Here is a 15967-nt window from a genome sequence, read left to right on the forward strand (position 1 = left end):
GGTTTCGGGGACTACCGAGATGTGTGAATACAACTGGGGTCACAGCGCATCGGGAACGCAATAATCGCGGTGGCGATGCGCTGTGGTCCCATCTGTATTCGCATCGGGACCCGACCGCCCGGGGGCGTCCCACGCCGGCATCACCCGGGCGCAACACCGGCCCTGATCAGGTCGGATTTTCCTCGGTCGGCACCATTTGGAACACTGGAGGCCGTGACCCGATCCGCTGCCGTTGCCGCCCGCTCCACCGAGATGTTCCAACGGGCGCGCCACGCGATCCCTGGCGGGGTGAATTCCCCGGTCCGGGCGTTCTCGGCGGTCGGTGGTGATCCCCGGTTCATCGCCTCGGCGTCGGGGTGCCGACTCACCGACGTCGACGGCAACACCTACGTCGACCTGGTCTCCTCGTGGGGCCCGATGATCCTCGGCCACGCACACCCCGCGGTGGTGGCAGCGGTACAGCGTGCCGCCGCCGGCGGCTTGTCGTTCGGCGCGCCCACCGAGGCCGAGGTCGAGCTCGCCGAGGAGATCATCGACCGCGTCGACCCGGTACACCGGGTCCGCCTGGTGAATTCGGGCACCGAGGCCACCATGTCGGCCATCCGGCTGGCCCGCGGATACACCGGCCGCGCCAAGATCATCAAGTTCTCCGGCTGCTACCACGGACACGTCGACGCGCTGCTCGCCGACGCGGGCTCGGGTGTCGCGACCCTCGGTCTGCCGACCACCCCCGGTGTCACCGGCGCCGCCGCCCACGACACCATCGTGCTGCCCTACAACGATCTCGCCGCCGTCACCGAGGCCTTCGACACCTACGGCGACGAGATCGCCGCGGTGATCACCGAGGCCGCCGCCGGCAACATGGGCGCCATCGCCCCGGTCGAGGGGTTCAACGCCGGGCTGTGCGCGGTCACCCGCCGACACGGCGCACTGCTGATCATCGACGAGGTCATGACCGGATTCCGGGTGAGCCCGGCCGGCTGGTACGGCCTCGAGGGTGTGGGTGCCGACCTCTACACCTTCGGCAAGGTGATGAGCGGCGGCCTGCCGGCGGCCGCGTTCGGCGGACGCACCGACGTCATGGAGAAGCTGGCGCCCATCGGCCCCGTCTATCAGGCCGGCACGCTCAGCGGTAATCCGGTGGCCGTGGCCGCCGGGCTGGCCACCCTGCGTCACGCGGATGCCGACGTCTATGCGGCGCTCGATGCCAACGCGCAGCGTCTGGCCGACCTGTTCACCGAGTCGTTGTCGGCGGCCGGGGTGGGCCACCGGGTGCAGATGGCGGGCAACCTGCTCAGTGTGTTCTTCACCTCCGATCCCGAGACGCCGATCATCGACTACCAGACCGTCAAGACCACCGAGACCTGGCGTTTCGCCCCGTTCTTCCATGCCCTCCTCGACCGCGGCGTGTACGCACCGCCCAGCGCATTCGAGGCCTGGTTTGTCTCCGCGGCGCTCGACGAGGATGCTTTCTCGGTGATCGCCGACGCTTTGCCCGCCGCCGCGCGGGCCGCTGCGGAGGCCACCCGACCGGCCACCGGACCGGCCACCGCACCCGCGCAAGTAGGGGAGAGCTCCTGATGCACACGATCGTCCACATGATGCGCCACGGTGAGGTGCACAATCCGGACGGCATTCTCTACGGCCGGCTGCCCGGCTTCAAACTGTCGGCGACGGGCCGCGCGCAGGCCGAGAAGGTCGCGGGCGTTCTCGCCGACCACGACGTGACCGCGGTCTTCGCCTCCCCGCTGCAGCGCGCCCAGGAGACGGCGAGTCCGGTCGCCGCGGCCCACGACCTCTCGATCCTCACCAACGACCAGCTCGTCGAGGCCGAGAACGTGTTCGAGGGACTGCGCGTATCCGTCGGCGACGGCGCCCTCACCAAACCCCGACACTGGCTCAAGCTGCGCGACCCCTTCACCCCGTCCTGGGGCGAGCCCTACATCCAGCTCGCCCACCGGATGCTCGCCGCCGCCAACAAGGCCCGCGACGCCGCCCGCGGCCACGAGGCGGTCTGTGTGAGCCATCAGTTGCCCGTCTACACGCTGCGCCGCTTCCTCGAAGGCCAGCGCCTGTGGCACGACCCGCGTCGCCGACAGTGCTCGCTCGCATCGCTGACCAGCCTGATCTACGACGACGACGCGCTCGTCGACATCATCTACTCGGAGCCGGCCGGGGCGTCGGATCCGTTGGCGACCGGGGCGTGAGTCGGTAGTAGACGTGCGTAGAACGACCCTGATGACCGCGGTGTTCGCGGTGCTGTCCACGCTTGCCGTGCTGCTCAGCGCCTGCGGCACCGGCAAGGATGCGGTAGCGCAGGGAGACACCTTCCAGTTCGTCTCCCCGGGCGGCCAGACGGTCATCACCTACCCCGAGGCCGACCGCAAGCCGATCGCCGATCTGACCGGCCCGGATCTGGTCACCGACAAGCCCATCGACCTCAACCGCGATTTCGCCGGCCAGGTGGTGGTTCTCAACGTGTGGGGGTCGTGGTGCGGACCGTGCCGCGCCGAGGCCGATGACCTCGAAACCGTCTATGAACGCAACCGCGACAAGGGCGTCGCGTTCCTCGGCATCAACCTGCGCGACGACCGGGATTCGGCGCGCGATTTCGTCGCCGACCGCAAGGTCGGGTATCCGTCGATCTACGACTTCGACGGCGCCACCCTGGCCGCGCTGACCACTCCGACCTCGGTGGTGCCCACCACCATCGTCCTGGATCGGCAGCATCGGCCCGCGGCGGTCTTCCTCAAGACCGTGTCCGCCGACGAACTCGACGCGGTGGTGACGCGGGTGGCCGCCGAGGACGGCGGGGCGAAACCGTGAGCGGGATGGGCACCACCTTCGCCGACACCGTCACCAGCGGGCCGCTGCTGCTGGCGCTGGCCGCGTGCATGATCGCCGGTCTCGTCTCCTTCGCCTCACCGTGCGTGGTGCCCCTGGTTCCCGGGTATCTGTCCTATCTCGCCGGCCTGGTCGGCGCCGAGGCGCCCGCGGTCACCGCCGACGAGCCGGCCAAGCGTGGTCGTTCCCGGGTGGCGATGGCGGCGGGGCTGTTCGTGCTCGGGTTCACCGTCGTGTTCGTCGCCGCCACCGCCACGGTGCTCGGCATCACCAGCACCGTGATCGTCAATCATGAACTGCTGCAACGCATCGGCGGTGTGATCACCATCATCATGGGGCTCGTGTTCATCGGCCTGATCCCGATGATGCAGCACGAGTTCCGATTCGCCCCGCGCAACGTGTCCAACATCGTGGGCGCCCCGCTGCTCGGCGCGGTGTTCGCACTGGGCTGGACCCCATGTCTGGGGCCGACGCTGGCCGCGGTGATCGCCACCGCCAGCGGCACCGAGGGGGCCACCGCGGCCAAGGGTGTGGCGCTCATCATCGCCTACTGCATCGGCCTGGGTATTCCGTTCGTGATCCTCGCCTTCTCGTCGGCGTGGGCATTGCGCAGCCTCGGCTGGTTGCGGTCGCACGCCCGGGCCATCCAGATCTTCGGTGGGCTGATGCTGATCGCGGTCGGGGTGGCCCTGGTGACCGGGCTGTGGGATCAGTTCATCGTGTGGGTGCGTGACGCATTCATCACCGACACGGAGTTGCCGGTATGACGCAGGTACTCGACGCGCCGCCGAGCCCCCCGACGCCGGATCGTCCCCACTGGGTGCGACGGCGGGTGCTGTGGCCGCTGCGCAATCTGTGGCGGGCGCTCACCTCGATGCGCACCGCGCTGGTGCTGCTGTTCCTGCTGGCACTGGCCGCCATCCCCGGCGCATTGCTGCCCCAGCGTGAACTCAACGAGCAGAAGACGCTGCAGTACATCTCCGATCACGGCCGGATCGGCGAGTGGATGGACAAGCTGCAGCTTTTCAACGTGTTCTCCAGTGCCTGGTTCACCGCCGTCTACGTGCTGCTGTTCGTATCGCTGGTGGGGTGCCTCACCCCGCGGATGTACGAACACGCCAAGAGCCTGCGCGCCAAACCCGTCGCCGCGCCCCGCAATTTGTCGCGCCTGCCGCGTCACATCACCGAGACGGCCGACGGCGACCCCGCAGAACTCGCCGACCGCATCTCGGGAAATCTGCGGGGATGGCGCCGCGAGGTCACGGTGCGCGAACCATCGAAGGCATATCCGCAGGGCTGCGTCGAGGTCTCCGCGGAGAAGGGTTACCTGCGCGAATTCGGCAATCTGGTGTTCCATTTCGCGTTGCTCGCGCTACTGGTGTCCATCGCCGTCGGCAAGCTCTACGGCTACGAGGGCACCCGCAGCCTCGTCGCCGACGGGGAACAGGGACTGTGCAACACCTCCACCGCGGTCTACGACTCCTTCCGTGCCGGAGCCCTGGTCGACGGCACCGACCTCGAGCCGTTCTGCATCCGCATCGACGACTTCTCCGCCACCTTCCTGCCCAGCGGGCAGCCGTCGATGTACGACGCGAAGGTCCGCTACACCACCGATCCGGCAACCCCGGCCTCGCAGTGGAATTCCACCTCGGTGCGCGTCAACGATCCGCTGCGCGTGGCCGGCGACCGCGTCTACGTTCTCGGCAACGGTTTCGCCCCCACCTTCACCGTCACCTTCCCGAACGGTGAGAAGCGCACGCAGACAGCGCTGTTCATTCCGGAAGTGATGTCGACGATGTTGTCGTCGGGTGCCGCCCGCTTCGACACCCCCGCGGGCCTCTACCCCGACGAGGACACCCGCCGCCAGAAGCAGATCGCGATCGAGGGCCTGTTCGCGCCGACCGCGACGTTCGACGGCACGCTGCTGTCCTCGTCGTCGCCGGTGCCCGACGATCCGACCGTCGCGATCCGCATCTACCAGGGCGACACCGGCCTCGACACCGGCAAGGCGCAGAACGCGTACTCGCTCGACATGGACCTGATCCACCAGGGACGCCTGGTGCGCAAGGCGCAGGCCAATCTGCAGGTCGGACAGAACGCCACCCTGCCCGACGGCACCCAGGTCAGCTTCGACGGCTACAAACGCTGGGTGTCGGTGCAGGTGTCACACGACCCCGCCCAGAAGTGGGTGCTGGTGTCGGCGATCGTGATGCTGCTGGGCCTGGTGACCTCGCTGCTGGTCAAGCGTCGTCGCATCTGGGCGCGGCTGGTACCCGTTGCCGACAACGCTCCATCCGGATCTGCCGCATCCGAATCGGCCGCATCCGATCCTGCCGGGTCGAATCCCGCTGCATCGAATCCTGCTGCATCCGATCCCGCCGCATCGATTCCCGATGGGCGACGACGTACTGTAGTAGAAATCGCCGGACTGGCCCGCACGGACCAGGCCGGATGGGGCGACGGTTTCGATGAGCAGGCCGCGGCGCTGCTCGACGAACCCGGAACCGCCGGCGGCAGCACGGCATCCCGCCTGTCACGACGACGGTTGTGACCGTCCCACCACCACACGCGAACGAGGTAGGCAGCGATGAACACAGGATCGGCGCAGATCGACGAGACCCTGGCCCGGTACTCCGACCTCCTGTTCGGCACCGCCATCACTGTCTACGTCATCGCGATGTTCCTGTTCTTCGCCGCGCTCGCCGGTGCCCGCAGCCGCAAGCTGAGTGCCTCGGAGGCACTGGTCAGCGCTGGTGGCGGCGGTGTGGACATCCGCACACCGGGCCGCGTCGACGGTCCGGGCAAGGTCGAGGGACCGGCGCGGCGCACCTTCTCCGAAAAGCTCGGCAACATGGCCTATCCGGTGGTGTTCGTCGGTCTCGCCGCGCACATCGCCTCCATCGTCACCCGTGGCATGGCCACCGACCGTGCCCCCTGGGGCAACATGTACGAGTTCATCTCGCTGACCTGCGCCGCCTGCGTCGTCGCGGGTCTGGTGGTGCTGCGCAAGCCGGTCAACCGACCATTGCTGTCGTTTGTGCTCCTGCCCGTGACGCTGCTGATGTTCATCGCCGGACGCTGGCTGTACACGCAGGCGGCGCCGGTGGTTCCCGCGCTCAAGTCGTACTGGTTGGCCATCCACGTGTCGATCATCTCGATCAGCTCCGGTGTGCTGCTGGTGTCCGGGGTGGCCAGCGCGCTGTACCTGGTCAAGATGCGGTGGGGTGCGTCGGCCGAGTCGGTGTCGGATACGGGCGGCGGCATGGTCGGGTCACTGCGACGGCTTGTCGCGCACATCCCGTCGGCCGACGCGCTCGACCGCCTCGCCTACAAGTGCGTGGTGTTCGGGTTCCCGCTCTTCGGCCTCGGCATCATCTTCGGCGCCATCTGGGCCGAGGCGGCGTGGGGCCGGTTCTGGGGATGGGACCCCAAGGAGACCGTCTCGTTCATCGCCTGGGTGATCTACGCCGCGTATCTCCACGCCCGGGCCACCGCGGGCTGGCGTAACACCGCGGCCGCGTGGATCAACGTCGCCGGGTTCGTGGCGCTGCTGTTCAACCTGTTCATCATCAACCTGGTGGTGTCCGGCCTGCACTCCTACGCGGGACTCTGAACCGGGTCGGCAGTACGGGCTCGGCGGGAATCCGGGCTACGCCTGGGTGTGTGGCTCGCGGAGCACCGCCTGCGCACGGACCACCTTGAGCAGATCGATGATGACGTCGATGGTCGTGGGACACAGCGAGTCGATGTCCACCCCCGACAGATGCGTTTCGGTGGCCACGAGAAGCTGCGCGTAGTCACGCTGGCGGCGCACCCGATCGAGATCCTCGTCGGGATTGGACAGAAAATAGGTGACGCTCACTTCGAATGCGCTGGCAATGGCTTCCACCGTGCGAAACGACGGTGTCCGTGCCTTGCCGGTGCGCAGTTGGGAAATATAGGCGTCGCTCAGTGAAAAGCCGCGGGCGTTGGCCTTTTCGGCGATCTTCTTTCCGGTGTAACGCAGGCCGTTCTCGTCGCGCGCTCGCTCGAAGAGAGCGCCGAGCTTCGCAGCGAAACTGGGGTCGTCGTCGATCGCGGTATCCCTTTCGCCCGGAGCCGAACATCGTACTGCGAAACGAATTTTACCCGACGAGAGCCGGCCTGGCTCCACGATGTGGCCGGACGGCTCAGTTGTCCTCGTTACCGCCGCGCGCACGACGGTCGAGATCCTGGAGAAACTCGGGATCGTCGTCGGGGCCCACCGGCCCACGCGTGCGTACTCGACGCTCGGTCACCTCGTCGTCGTCGTTCACCAATTGCGGTCCGAATGCGCGCCACAGCAAGAAACCCACCGCGATCACACCCACCAAGGCGAGCAGAAAAGTCATGAAAACCTCCGTCACCCAAGACTACGTGAGGTCAGAACGTACTGCCGCAACTCGGACAACTGTGCCATTCCGAATGCACCCGTTCGTATGACGGATCTGCGGAAGCGACGTCGACCCCGGCGGTCTCTCGAACCGTACTGGTCCCTCGAGCCGTTTTAGGGGGTGCGGCGATTGAGCAGTGCCACCACGTCTTCCTCACGGAAACGACGATGTCCGCCCGGAGTGCGGATGGACCCGAGAATCCCGGAGCTGGCCCAGCGGGCGACGGTCTTGGGGTTGACGTTGAACATGGCGGCCACCTGGCCGGGTGTCAGCGTGTGCTGGCTGGCCAGTCCGGGTGTGATCACGCCGCCGTTGAGCGAAGTGGGCGTGGATGTCGGAGCAGGATGGGCGATGGTCATGGTTACCCCTTCACTGGATGTGCTCGCGGCGCGAAAACCGCGACTAGCCATGAATACACGCAAATCGCCCAGGTACTCGAACCGTCAGTGGCAGGTAAAGAGAGTCAAAAGGTGCCTGTGACCTGCAGACACCGCTCAGGCGGGCAGTAGGCTTGGGCGTGTGAGTGCAGAGCAGGAACCGGCGCAACCGGACGCGAATAATTCGGACAACCGCGACACCGCAGGTCAGGGCCGTACGAGCATCGGCCAGCTGGTGATTTCGATGGTCCTTTACACGCTCGCACGGCTTGGATTGGTGGTCGTGGTGGCCGCGGTCATCATGGGTGTCGGCGCGATCGCCGGGGTCACTGTGCCCATTCTGGTGGCCGCAGCGTTCGGTGTGCTGATCGCGTTGCCGCTGGGCATGGTGTTGTTCAAGAAGCTGCGAGTCCGGGTCAACGGTCAGATCGCCGCGATCGACGCCGATCGTCGCCAACGCCACGAGGAGTTGCAGTCCAAGCTGCGTGGCCAGTCCACCGGCCGGTGAGTGTCATGGGTGACGGGTCGATGGGCGTGTGGCCGCACCGCGACGTCGACCGTCGCGCCGACCGCTCGTGGACCGAGAACGCCGTACGGGTGATCGAGGCCGATGCCCGCCGCAGCGCCGACACCCATCTGCTGCGGTGCGAACTGCCGGACTGGAGCCGCTGGCGCGAACCCGACGGCACCGAGGTGGGTGTGGATCTCTACGTCAAGGACGAGAGCACCCATCCCACCGGATCGTTGAAACACCGGCTGGCCCGGTCGCTGTTCCTGTACGCCATCTGCAACGGCTGGATCAACGAGGGCACCACGGTCATCGAGGCGTCGTCGGGGTCGACGGCGGTCAGCGAGGCCTACTTCGCGCACCTGATCGGCGTGCCGTTCGTCGCGGTGATGACCTCGGGGATCTCGCCCGCGAAGACCGCGCTCATCGAACGCGAAGGCGGCCGTTGCCATTTCGTGCCGCATGCCTCCGACATCTACGACGAGGCGTTGCGGCTCGAGGCAGAACTCGGCGGGCACTTCATCGACCAGTTCACCATGGCCGAACGCGCCACCGACTGGCGTGGCAACAACAACATCGCCGAGTCGATCTTCGCGCAGATGGCCGACGAAGATCATCCGATCCCCACCTGGATCGTAGTGGGCGCCGGTACCGGCGGGACGTCGGCGACGCTCGGCCGGTATCTGCGCTATCGGCGGCATCCCACCTGGCTTGCCGTGGTGGACCCGGAGAACTCGGTGTTCTTCGACGCCTACGCCACCGGTGACGGGTCGTTGCGCAGCGAGATCGGTTCGCGCATCGAGGGTATCGGCAGGCCGCGGGTGGAGCCGTCGTTCGTCTCGCAGGTGATCGACCGGATGATCGGTGTTCCCGACGCGGCATCGGTGGCCTCGGCGCGATGCCTGAGCGCCCGGCTGGGTCGGCGGGTGGGCGGCTCCACCGGCACCAACATGTGGGGTGCTCTGCAACTCGTCGCCGAGATGGTGGCGCAGCGGCAGGCCGGCAGCGTGGTCACCCTGCTGTGCGACTCCGGCGACCGCTACGCCACCACCTACTTCGACGACGACTGGGTGGCCGCCGCCGGCCTCGACCTGGCCCCGCCCACCGCCGTCCTCGATGAGTTCTACGCAACCGGCACCTGGTCCGCTGGTTGAGCGTTTCTCGCCGGTTGAGCGTTTCTCGCCGGTTGAGCTTGTCGAAACCCCCCCGCTGGTTGGGCACTTTCCCCGCTGGTTGAGCGTTTCTCGCTGGTTGAGCTTGTCGAAACCCCCCACCGGTTGAGCGTTCCCCGCTGGTTGAGCGTTTCTCGCCGGTTGAGCTTGTCGAAACCCCCCACCGGTTGAGCGTTCCCCGCTGGTTGAGCTTGTCGAAACCACGCTGGCTGAGCACTTTCCCCGCTGGTTGAGCTTGTCGAAACCACGAGCGTGCCCGATGCGGCGGTGTCGCCGAGCTCAACCGCCCCCGATGGGTGCGCGGTTAGGATCGCGATGTGACTGTCGTGGTGCAGGCGACGGACCTGGTCCGCGAGTATCGACTCGGCGACGAGCGTGTGCGCGCCCTCGACGGCCTCGACCTGTCCCTCGACGGCGGCCAGTTCGTCTCCGTGGTGGGGCCATCCGGCGCGGGCAAGAGCACACTGCTCCACATCCTCGGCGCCCTCGACACCCCGACGTCGGGCACCATCCGCGTCGACGGCATCGACCTCGGTGCGCTCGACGACAACGCCGCCTCCGAATTCCGCCGCCACCGCGTCGGGTTCGTGTTCCAGTTCTTCAATCTCGTACCGACGATGTCGGCGTGGGAAAACGTGGCGCTACCCCGCCTCCTCGACAACCAGTCGTTGCGCGCCGCCAAACCCCGCGCCGTGGAACTGCTCGAACGCGTCGGACTGGGCGACCGGATCGATCACCGACCGTCGGAACTGTCGGGCGGCCAGATGCAGCGCGTGGCCATCGCCCGCTCGCTGATGATGGAGCCGGCGATCCTGCTTGCCGACGAGCCGACCGGAAACCTGGACTCGCGCACCGGCCAAGCCGTCCTCGACCTCCTCGCCGAGGTCGCCCACGACGCACCCGACCGCCTTGTCGTGATGGTCACCCACGATCCCGGCGCGGCCTCGATCGCCGACACCACCGTCACCGTGCGCGACGGGAAGATCGCCCATTGAGGGACATCCGGACGGTGCGCGAGGTGCGCTCGGGGCTCACTCGGGTGCGGGTGCTGAATCTGCGTGAGCTCCGCAGCCACCGACTGCGCGTGCTGACATCGATGATCGTCGTGATGATCTCGTCGGCATTGCTGGTCGCGGTGCTCGGCATCTTCGGATCGTTCACCGAGTCGGTCCGACAGTTCGACGCGGCGATCAACGGTGCCGCGCAGGTCGAGGTGGCGTCGATCTCCGATGCCGGGGTCGACGCCGGGCTGGCGGGGGAGATCCGCGCCGCGGTGCCCGACGCGAAGTCGGTGGTTCCCGTCATCCGTGGTCAGGTGATGGTCGACGGCCGGCCGATCACGTTGCTGGGCTCCGACTTTCGTGTCACCGCATTGTCGGGCGAACTGCGGTCGGCCGACCAGGAGGGTGGCGTCGACCAGCAAGACCTCATCGACGGTGTCATCGTCGGCTCTGGTACGGGATTATCTGCGGGACAACGTATCACGATCGACGGCACACGGGTCCGGGTGCTGCGCGTGGTGAGCGTCGATGATTCCCGGCAACTCAACCGCGGCGACTTCATGTTCGCGTATCTGCCGCTGGCACAACGACTCACCGGAATGGACGGCAGGGTGTCGTCCATTCTCATCGTCGCGCGCCCGGGCACGAACCTCGATCAGCTTCGAGCCCAGGTGGATTCGGTCGTCGCGGGCCGTGCGGTGGTGGTGAACCCCGACTTCCGGACCAAGCAGGCGGAAGTGGCGTCCTCGGTCACCCGGGACTCGACGCTGCTGGTGGCGTTGATCTCATTGGTGATCGCCGCGTTCCTCGTATTCAACACGATGAACATGGCCGTCGCCTCGCGGCGGCAATCGTTGGCGATGATCCGGGCGCTGGGCGCCAAACGACGTCACCTCGTCGGCGACCTGCTCGTCGAGTCGGCGTTGTTCGGTCTGGTGGGCGGGCTCATCGGAGTGCCGGTCGGTGTGTTGGCCGGCCGGTGGGCGGTGTGGCGGGTGCCCACTGCCACACGCGATTCGATGACTATTGCCGTCAACTATCACCTTCCCGTCTACGCCGCGGTGGTCGCGGTGGCCGCATGCGTCGTGGCGTGCGTCGGTGCCACCTCGCTGGCCGCGCGTTCGGTGTTCGCGGTGTCGCCGGTGGAGGCGATGGTCCCGGGCGAGGTCGCCGACAGCGTCGCGATGCGACGATGGCTGGTGTGGTCGTCGGCGATTGTCGGTTTCGCACTGCTGATCGCGTCGTGGGTGATCGCGACGCAGGTGCCGGGGCGGGCGGCGTTGCTCGCGGGTGCGGTATACGCCATCGGCGGACTCGTGGTGTGCTTCGCGCTCACCAGGCGGCTCGTTGCCGCCGTTGTCCGAGTGGCGCGGTGGTTCGGCGGCCCCGGTCGACTCGCCGCGGTCAACACCGAACGTTCGCCGCGTCGCGTATGGGCAACGTTGATGACGGTGGCCGTGGCCATCGCAGTGGGTATGGGAACGTCGGGTGCCCTCGACAACCTCGTCTCGTCGATCTCTACATCCCTTGACGGACTGGGTGATCCCGATTTCTACGTATCCTCGACCTCGCGCGAACAGGTGCCCACCGGACCGCCGCTCTCACCGGAGATCGCGTCGCAGGTGCGTGCCGTACCCGGCGTGGCCGAGGTGATCGGCGCCCAATGGGCCAACGTCAACGTGGGTGCCGATCGGATTCTGCTGCAGGGCCTCGAACCGGGCTCCACTGCGCCGTTTATGCGCAAGGCCAGTCCTCAGGCGGTGCGGCGGGTGCTCGACGGCGATGGCGTCATCCTGTCGAGTGTGTTGGCCCGATCGCTGGACAAGGGGATCGGTGACACGCTCCGACTGGCCTCGCCGACGGGATATCACGACGTCGTGGTGCGCGACGTCGTCGACTACGTCACCATCTATTCGGGAACCGGAGCGATCTCCAATGCTCTTCTCGCGCAATGGTTCAACCGTGACGGCGACACCTATCTGCAGGTGATCACCGCGCCCGGCGCCGACAAGGACAGCGTGCGGATGCACCTGCATCGGATCGCCGACGCCCATCCGTCGGCAGGCGGAGTACCGGTGCAGGTCTACACCGGTGCCGAAGCGCTCGCCGCCACTCAGCAGTCCGCGCAGCAGGCAGGCGCGTTCACCGTGGCCATCCAGTGGATCGTGTCGGCCGCTGCTGCCGTGGCGTTGCTGAACACCCTGCTGCTGTCGGTGCTCGAGCGTCGACGCGAACTGGGTGTGCTGCGCGCGATGGGCGCGTCGCGCCGCTTCATCTCACGCATGGTGGTGGCCGACGCGGCAGCCGTGGCCGTGGTGGGCGCCATCACCGGCCTGGTGATGGGTACCGGACTGCACGTTCTTGCGGACAAAATACTCTCTGCGACAACGTCATTGGACATCTCGTACACACCCCGACCGTCCACTCTCATCTTCGTCGCGGTCTCAGTGGTGCTGTGTCTTCTCGGTGCTTACGTGCCTGCGTACCGCGCCGCCCGCATGAACATCACCGCGGCGATCGCCGCGGAGTAGCGGTCAGCCGGCGTTGCTGGTGGTGAGGATGGGGTTGATGGCGGTGCGGGAATGGGTATGCGGTGGCTTCGAATCCCGGGGGCGGTGCCGCGGAGGCCCATGTTGAGTACGGCGAGTGTCTGTTCGCGGAATTGTCGCAGGAACCCCGAATTTCGTCGTAAACACTTCGCACGCGCAGTGTTTCTGACGAGAAGCGGCGTGTATCGACGTCGCGTCCATGGCGGCTCGGGAGATGGGTAGGCGGTCGCACGCGCGTGGACGACAGGTTTGTCGGGATCCATGCGGAGCTCTGAGTGCGGCGACGATGAGTGGAGGGAGGCCGTCGAATTCGTTGGTCATGATGACTCTCCTCGAGTGCGCGAGCTCAGTCCGCGACGGGCGGCGTCGTCCGCACGACCTTAGCCGCCACTCCCGTGCCGTTGCTCGTCGAGCCCGGAAACCAATCTGTCAATAATTCTTGACAACCGTTCTTCGTCAACATAACCTGACAACCATGCGCGACGAACCGACAACACCCGAGCAGGATCTGGCCGGAGCCGCAGCGAGCGACGACCCGGCCACCGGACTGGCCGCTGTCCGCGCACTACGGACCCTGGCCGACCGGCTCGAGGAGGTTCAGGTGGCCAACGCCCGGAGCAAGGGCTGGAGCTGGCAGGCGATCGCCGACATCTTGCAGATCAGCCGCCAAGCCGTGCACCAGAAACATTCACAACGTGAGGCCTAGTAGGGCCGGAATTAGGAGAACCATCATGTTCGGACGATTCAGTCGAGACGACAGGATGCTGCTGGCATTCGCCACGCAGGAAGCCGCCGACCTGGGACATCGCCAGCTCGGCAACGACCACCTCATCCTCGGCATGCTGTGCAACGCGCGTTCGCCGTTGTTCGGTCTGCTCGGTGAGCAGGGTCTGACGCTCGCCACGGCGCGTGACGCCGCGCGGGCATATCACGAGGAGAACGACGTCGACGACGTCGCGGCCGCCGAGCAGAGCGCCGCCGAGCGCTACGAGGAAGACCGCGAAGCACTCAAGAGCATCGGCATCGACCTCGACAAGGTGCGTGAAGCCGTGCGCGACCGCTTTGGCGACGACCTGTCCGAGGGTTGGGCGCAGCGGCCCGAGCGCGGCCGCGTTCCGCGTGGCCGTGACGGTGGTCCCCGCGGTCGGGGACATGGCCATGGACACGGCCACGGACACGGCCGAGGCAGGGGCCGCGGACGCCAGGGCTTCGGCCCCGGCGGTTTCGGCCCCGGTTTCGACCCCCGCCAGGGCTACGGACCCGGCGGTTTCGGCCCCGGATTCGACCCCCAGGGCGCGTTCGGCCCCGACAGCCCGTTCGGTCCCGACAGCCCGTTCGCGGGTGAGGGTCCGTGGGAGCCGGGTCGTGGACGGCGTGGCCCGCGCGGACGTGGCGGGCGCCCCCGCTTCGCCCCGGAGACCCGCGACGCGCTGAAGGCAGCCGTGGAGATCGTGCGTGAACGCGGCGACGACCGCCTCCGCCCCGAGTACCTACTTCTCGGGATCATCGAGGTCAACGACGACGCCTCGCGTACCGTGATCGAATCCGCCACCACCGCAGACGCTTTGAAGGCCGCCGTGCTGGCGAGCCTGCCGGAGGCCGACGCGCAGGTGTGATCGCACGCGCGCGAATACAACTAGGGTCGGAGCGCACCGCCAACGCAATAATTGCGTTGGCGGTGCGCTCACGCCGCACTTATATCTGTATCCCGCGGAGCCACGCCTCGACCCCCGCCGTCACCCCAGCACCAGCCCGACGGCGGTCAGCACCGACCATGCGAGCATCGCCATCCCGGTACCACCGAGGGCGGGGATGAGCCCGGGGCCGGTGGCCCCCTCCCGCACCGGTCGGTACGCGACCCAGATCAGTGGCGTCGCAAGCAGTCCCAGCAACGCCCACGGGGTCGCCGCGATCAGCACCACACTCGCCACCAGCGGCACCGCGAGTAGCACGCCGTAGAGCATCCGCGTCCGCTTGTCGCCGATGCGGACCGCCAGCGTGTGTTTGCCCGACACCGCGTCGGTGGGGATGTCACGCAGGTTGTTCACCACCAGGACCGCGGTCGACAGGCTGCCCACCGCCACCGCGCACGCCAGCCCCACCCAGTCCACCGCACCCGCGGTGACGTATTGGGTGCCGAGCACCGCGACGAGACCGAAGAACACGAACACGGCCACTTCGCCGAAACCCAGGTAGCCGTAGGGTTTCGAGCCGCCGGTGTAGAACCACGCTCCCGCCACACAGACGGCTCCGAGCACCACCAGCCACCACGCCGTGGTCGCGGCCAGCACCACTCCGCACACCGCGCCCACCCCGAAGCAGATGAACGCCGCGCGTTTGACCGCACCGGCCGACGCCGCACCCGAGCCCACCAGCCGCATCGGACCCACCCGGTCGTCGTCGGTGCCGCGGATGCCGTCGGAGTAGTCGTTGGCGTAGTTCACCCCGATGATGAAGGCGATGGAGACCACCGCCGCGAGCACCGCCTTCCACCAGACGATGTCACCGAGGTGCAGAGCCGCGCCGACGCCGGCGACCACCGGAGCGATGGCGTTGGGAAGAGTCCGCGGACGCGCGCCCGCGATCCACTGCTTGGGGGTTGCCACGTATCAGATCGTGCCACGAGGCCGACGCTCGTCGTCGGCCAGGCGATCTACTGCTGCGTGGGCAGCCCGAAGGCGGTGAGCACGGTCTTGGTCCACAACTGCTGTCCGGCCGCGTTCGGGTTGACGTCGTCGGACATCGACCCCGGCTGCACTGCTCGGCACTGGGCTCGCCTGCGACGCGGCGGACCCGCTGGAGCCGCGATTCGAAGGGATCATGAGCCCCACGATTCGCACCTCACCAACACCACCGCCAAGGTGCTCGAACCTGCGCTCACCCGCCACTCCGACGAGGCGCAGTTCGACTACAACGCCCGCTGACGGTCGAGTCCGGGCCTCCTGCGTCTTCCCGCGGACGTATGTCCTTCCCGCGGCATGGATCTCTTGCGCAGGAGGGAAATGGGTGCGCGGCAGCAGCAGCGGTTTGCCCCACGACTTCAGCGCCGACGCCCACTCGCGCAGGTCGCCGTCGAACACCCCCCGACGCGATCCGGCGAGTGC

The 15967-nt window shown here is 67.4% G+C and carries 16 protein-coding genes; 12 read left to right on the forward strand and 4 right to left on the reverse strand.

Annotation, left to right across the window (positions count from 1 at the left end; genetic code table 11):
- Positions 1–252: 252 nt before the first annotated feature.
- The 6 genes from hemL to ccsB are packed head-to-tail and all read left to right on the forward strand — an operon-like array spanning position 253 to position 6457.
- Positions 253–1581: a glutamate-1-semialdehyde 2,1-aminomutase gene (hemL, locus tag ACWDTD_RS10160; protein ID WP_449747011.1), complete on the forward strand. Its 1329-nt coding sequence runs from the start codon at positions 253–255 to the stop codon at positions 1579–1581.
- Entirely contained in the window at positions 1581–2207 is a 627-nt protein-coding gene (locus ACWDTD_RS10165; RefSeq protein WP_449746965.1) for a histidine phosphatase family protein, read from the forward strand. Before hemL ends, ACWDTD_RS10165 begins: the two co-directional genes overlap by 1 nt.
- A 31-nt stretch (positions 2208–2238) precedes the next feature.
- On the forward strand, positions 2239–2826 hold the full coding sequence (locus ACWDTD_RS10170; RefSeq protein WP_449746966.1) for a TlpA family protein disulfide reductase: 588 nt from the start codon (positions 2239–2241) through the stop codon (positions 2824–2826).
- A gap of 5 nt (positions 2827–2831) precedes the next feature.
- On the forward strand, positions 2832–3611 hold the full coding sequence (locus ACWDTD_RS10175) for a cytochrome c biogenesis CcdA family protein (RefSeq protein ID WP_449746967.1): 780 nt from the start codon (positions 2832–2834) through the stop codon (positions 3609–3611).
- Complete coding sequence (gene resB / locus ACWDTD_RS10180; protein ID WP_449746968.1) at positions 3608–5395, forward strand: cytochrome c biogenesis protein ResB; 1788 nt, start codon at positions 3608–3610, stop codon at positions 5393–5395. Before ACWDTD_RS10175 ends, resB begins: the two co-directional genes overlap by 4 nt.
- Before the next feature lie 36 nt (positions 5396–5431).
- On the forward strand, positions 5432–6457 hold the full coding sequence (ccsB, locus tag ACWDTD_RS10185) for a c-type cytochrome biogenesis protein CcsB (RefSeq protein ID WP_449746969.1): 1026 nt from the start codon (positions 5432–5434) through the stop codon (positions 6455–6457).
- A gap of 36 nt (positions 6458–6493) precedes the next feature.
- Here ccsB and ACWDTD_RS10190 read toward each other — a convergent pair whose 3' ends face one another.
- The 3 genes from ACWDTD_RS10190 to ACWDTD_RS10200 form a co-directional block, all read right to left on the reverse strand.
- Positions 6494–6967, reverse strand: coding sequence for a helix-turn-helix domain-containing protein (locus ACWDTD_RS10190; protein WP_449747012.1), 474 nt, complete (start codon positions 6965–6967; stop codon positions 6494–6496).
- Positions 6968–7013: 46 nt separating this feature from the next.
- Entirely contained in the window at positions 7014–7214 is a 201-nt protein-coding gene (locus ACWDTD_RS10195; protein WP_449746970.1) for a hypothetical protein, read from the reverse strand.
- Between the two features lie 155 nt (positions 7215–7369).
- On the reverse strand, positions 7370–7615 hold the full coding sequence (locus ACWDTD_RS10200; protein ID WP_449746971.1) for a BldC family transcriptional regulator: 246 nt from the start codon (positions 7613–7615) through the stop codon (positions 7370–7372).
- A 160-nt stretch (positions 7616–7775) separates the two neighbouring features.
- On the opposite strand from ACWDTD_RS10200, the gene ACWDTD_RS10205 reads away from it, so the two are divergent.
- From ACWDTD_RS10205 to ACWDTD_RS10230, 6 genes are all read left to right on the forward strand, one after another.
- On the forward strand, positions 7776–8141 hold the full coding sequence (locus ACWDTD_RS10205; protein WP_449746972.1) for a DUF4229 domain-containing protein: 366 nt from the start codon (positions 7776–7778) through the stop codon (positions 8139–8141).
- A gap of 5 nt (positions 8142–8146) precedes the next feature.
- Positions 8147–9295 (forward strand): PLP-dependent cysteine synthase family protein, encoded by a 1149-nt coding sequence (locus ACWDTD_RS10210; RefSeq protein WP_449746973.1) that lies wholly within the window; start codon positions 8147–8149, stop codon positions 9293–9295.
- A gap of 344 nt (positions 9296–9639) precedes the next feature.
- The gene (locus ACWDTD_RS10215; protein WP_449747013.1) at positions 9640–10308 is read left to right on the forward strand and encodes an ABC transporter ATP-binding protein; all 669 of its coding nucleotides are present in this window, start codon (positions 9640–9642) and stop codon (positions 10306–10308) included.
- Complete coding sequence (locus ACWDTD_RS10220) at positions 10305–12845, forward strand: FtsX-like permease family protein (protein ID WP_449746974.1); 2541 nt, start codon at positions 10305–10307, stop codon at positions 12843–12845. The genes ACWDTD_RS10215 and ACWDTD_RS10220 overlap by 4 nt, the downstream gene beginning before the upstream one ends.
- 493 nt (positions 12846–13338) lie before the next feature.
- The gene (locus ACWDTD_RS10225) at positions 13339–13569 is read left to right on the forward strand and encodes a helix-turn-helix domain-containing protein (protein WP_449746975.1); all 231 of its coding nucleotides are present in this window, start codon (positions 13339–13341) and stop codon (positions 13567–13569) included.
- 25 nt (positions 13570–13594) lie between these two features.
- The gene (locus tag ACWDTD_RS10230) at positions 13595–14479 is read left to right on the forward strand and encodes a Clp protease N-terminal domain-containing protein (RefSeq protein ID WP_449746976.1); all 885 of its coding nucleotides are present in this window, start codon (positions 13595–13597) and stop codon (positions 14477–14479) included.
- Between the two features lie 120 nt (positions 14480–14599).
- On the opposite strand, the gene ACWDTD_RS10235 is transcribed toward ACWDTD_RS10230, so the two are convergent.
- Positions 14600–15469 (reverse strand): 1,4-dihydroxy-2-naphthoate polyprenyltransferase, encoded by an 870-nt coding sequence (locus ACWDTD_RS10235; protein ID WP_449746977.1) that lies wholly within the window; start codon positions 15467–15469, stop codon positions 14600–14602.
- Between the last annotated feature and the right edge of the window lie 498 nt (positions 15470–15967).

The sequence above is a fragment of the Gordonia sp. NPDC003425 genome (assembly GCF_053588635.1).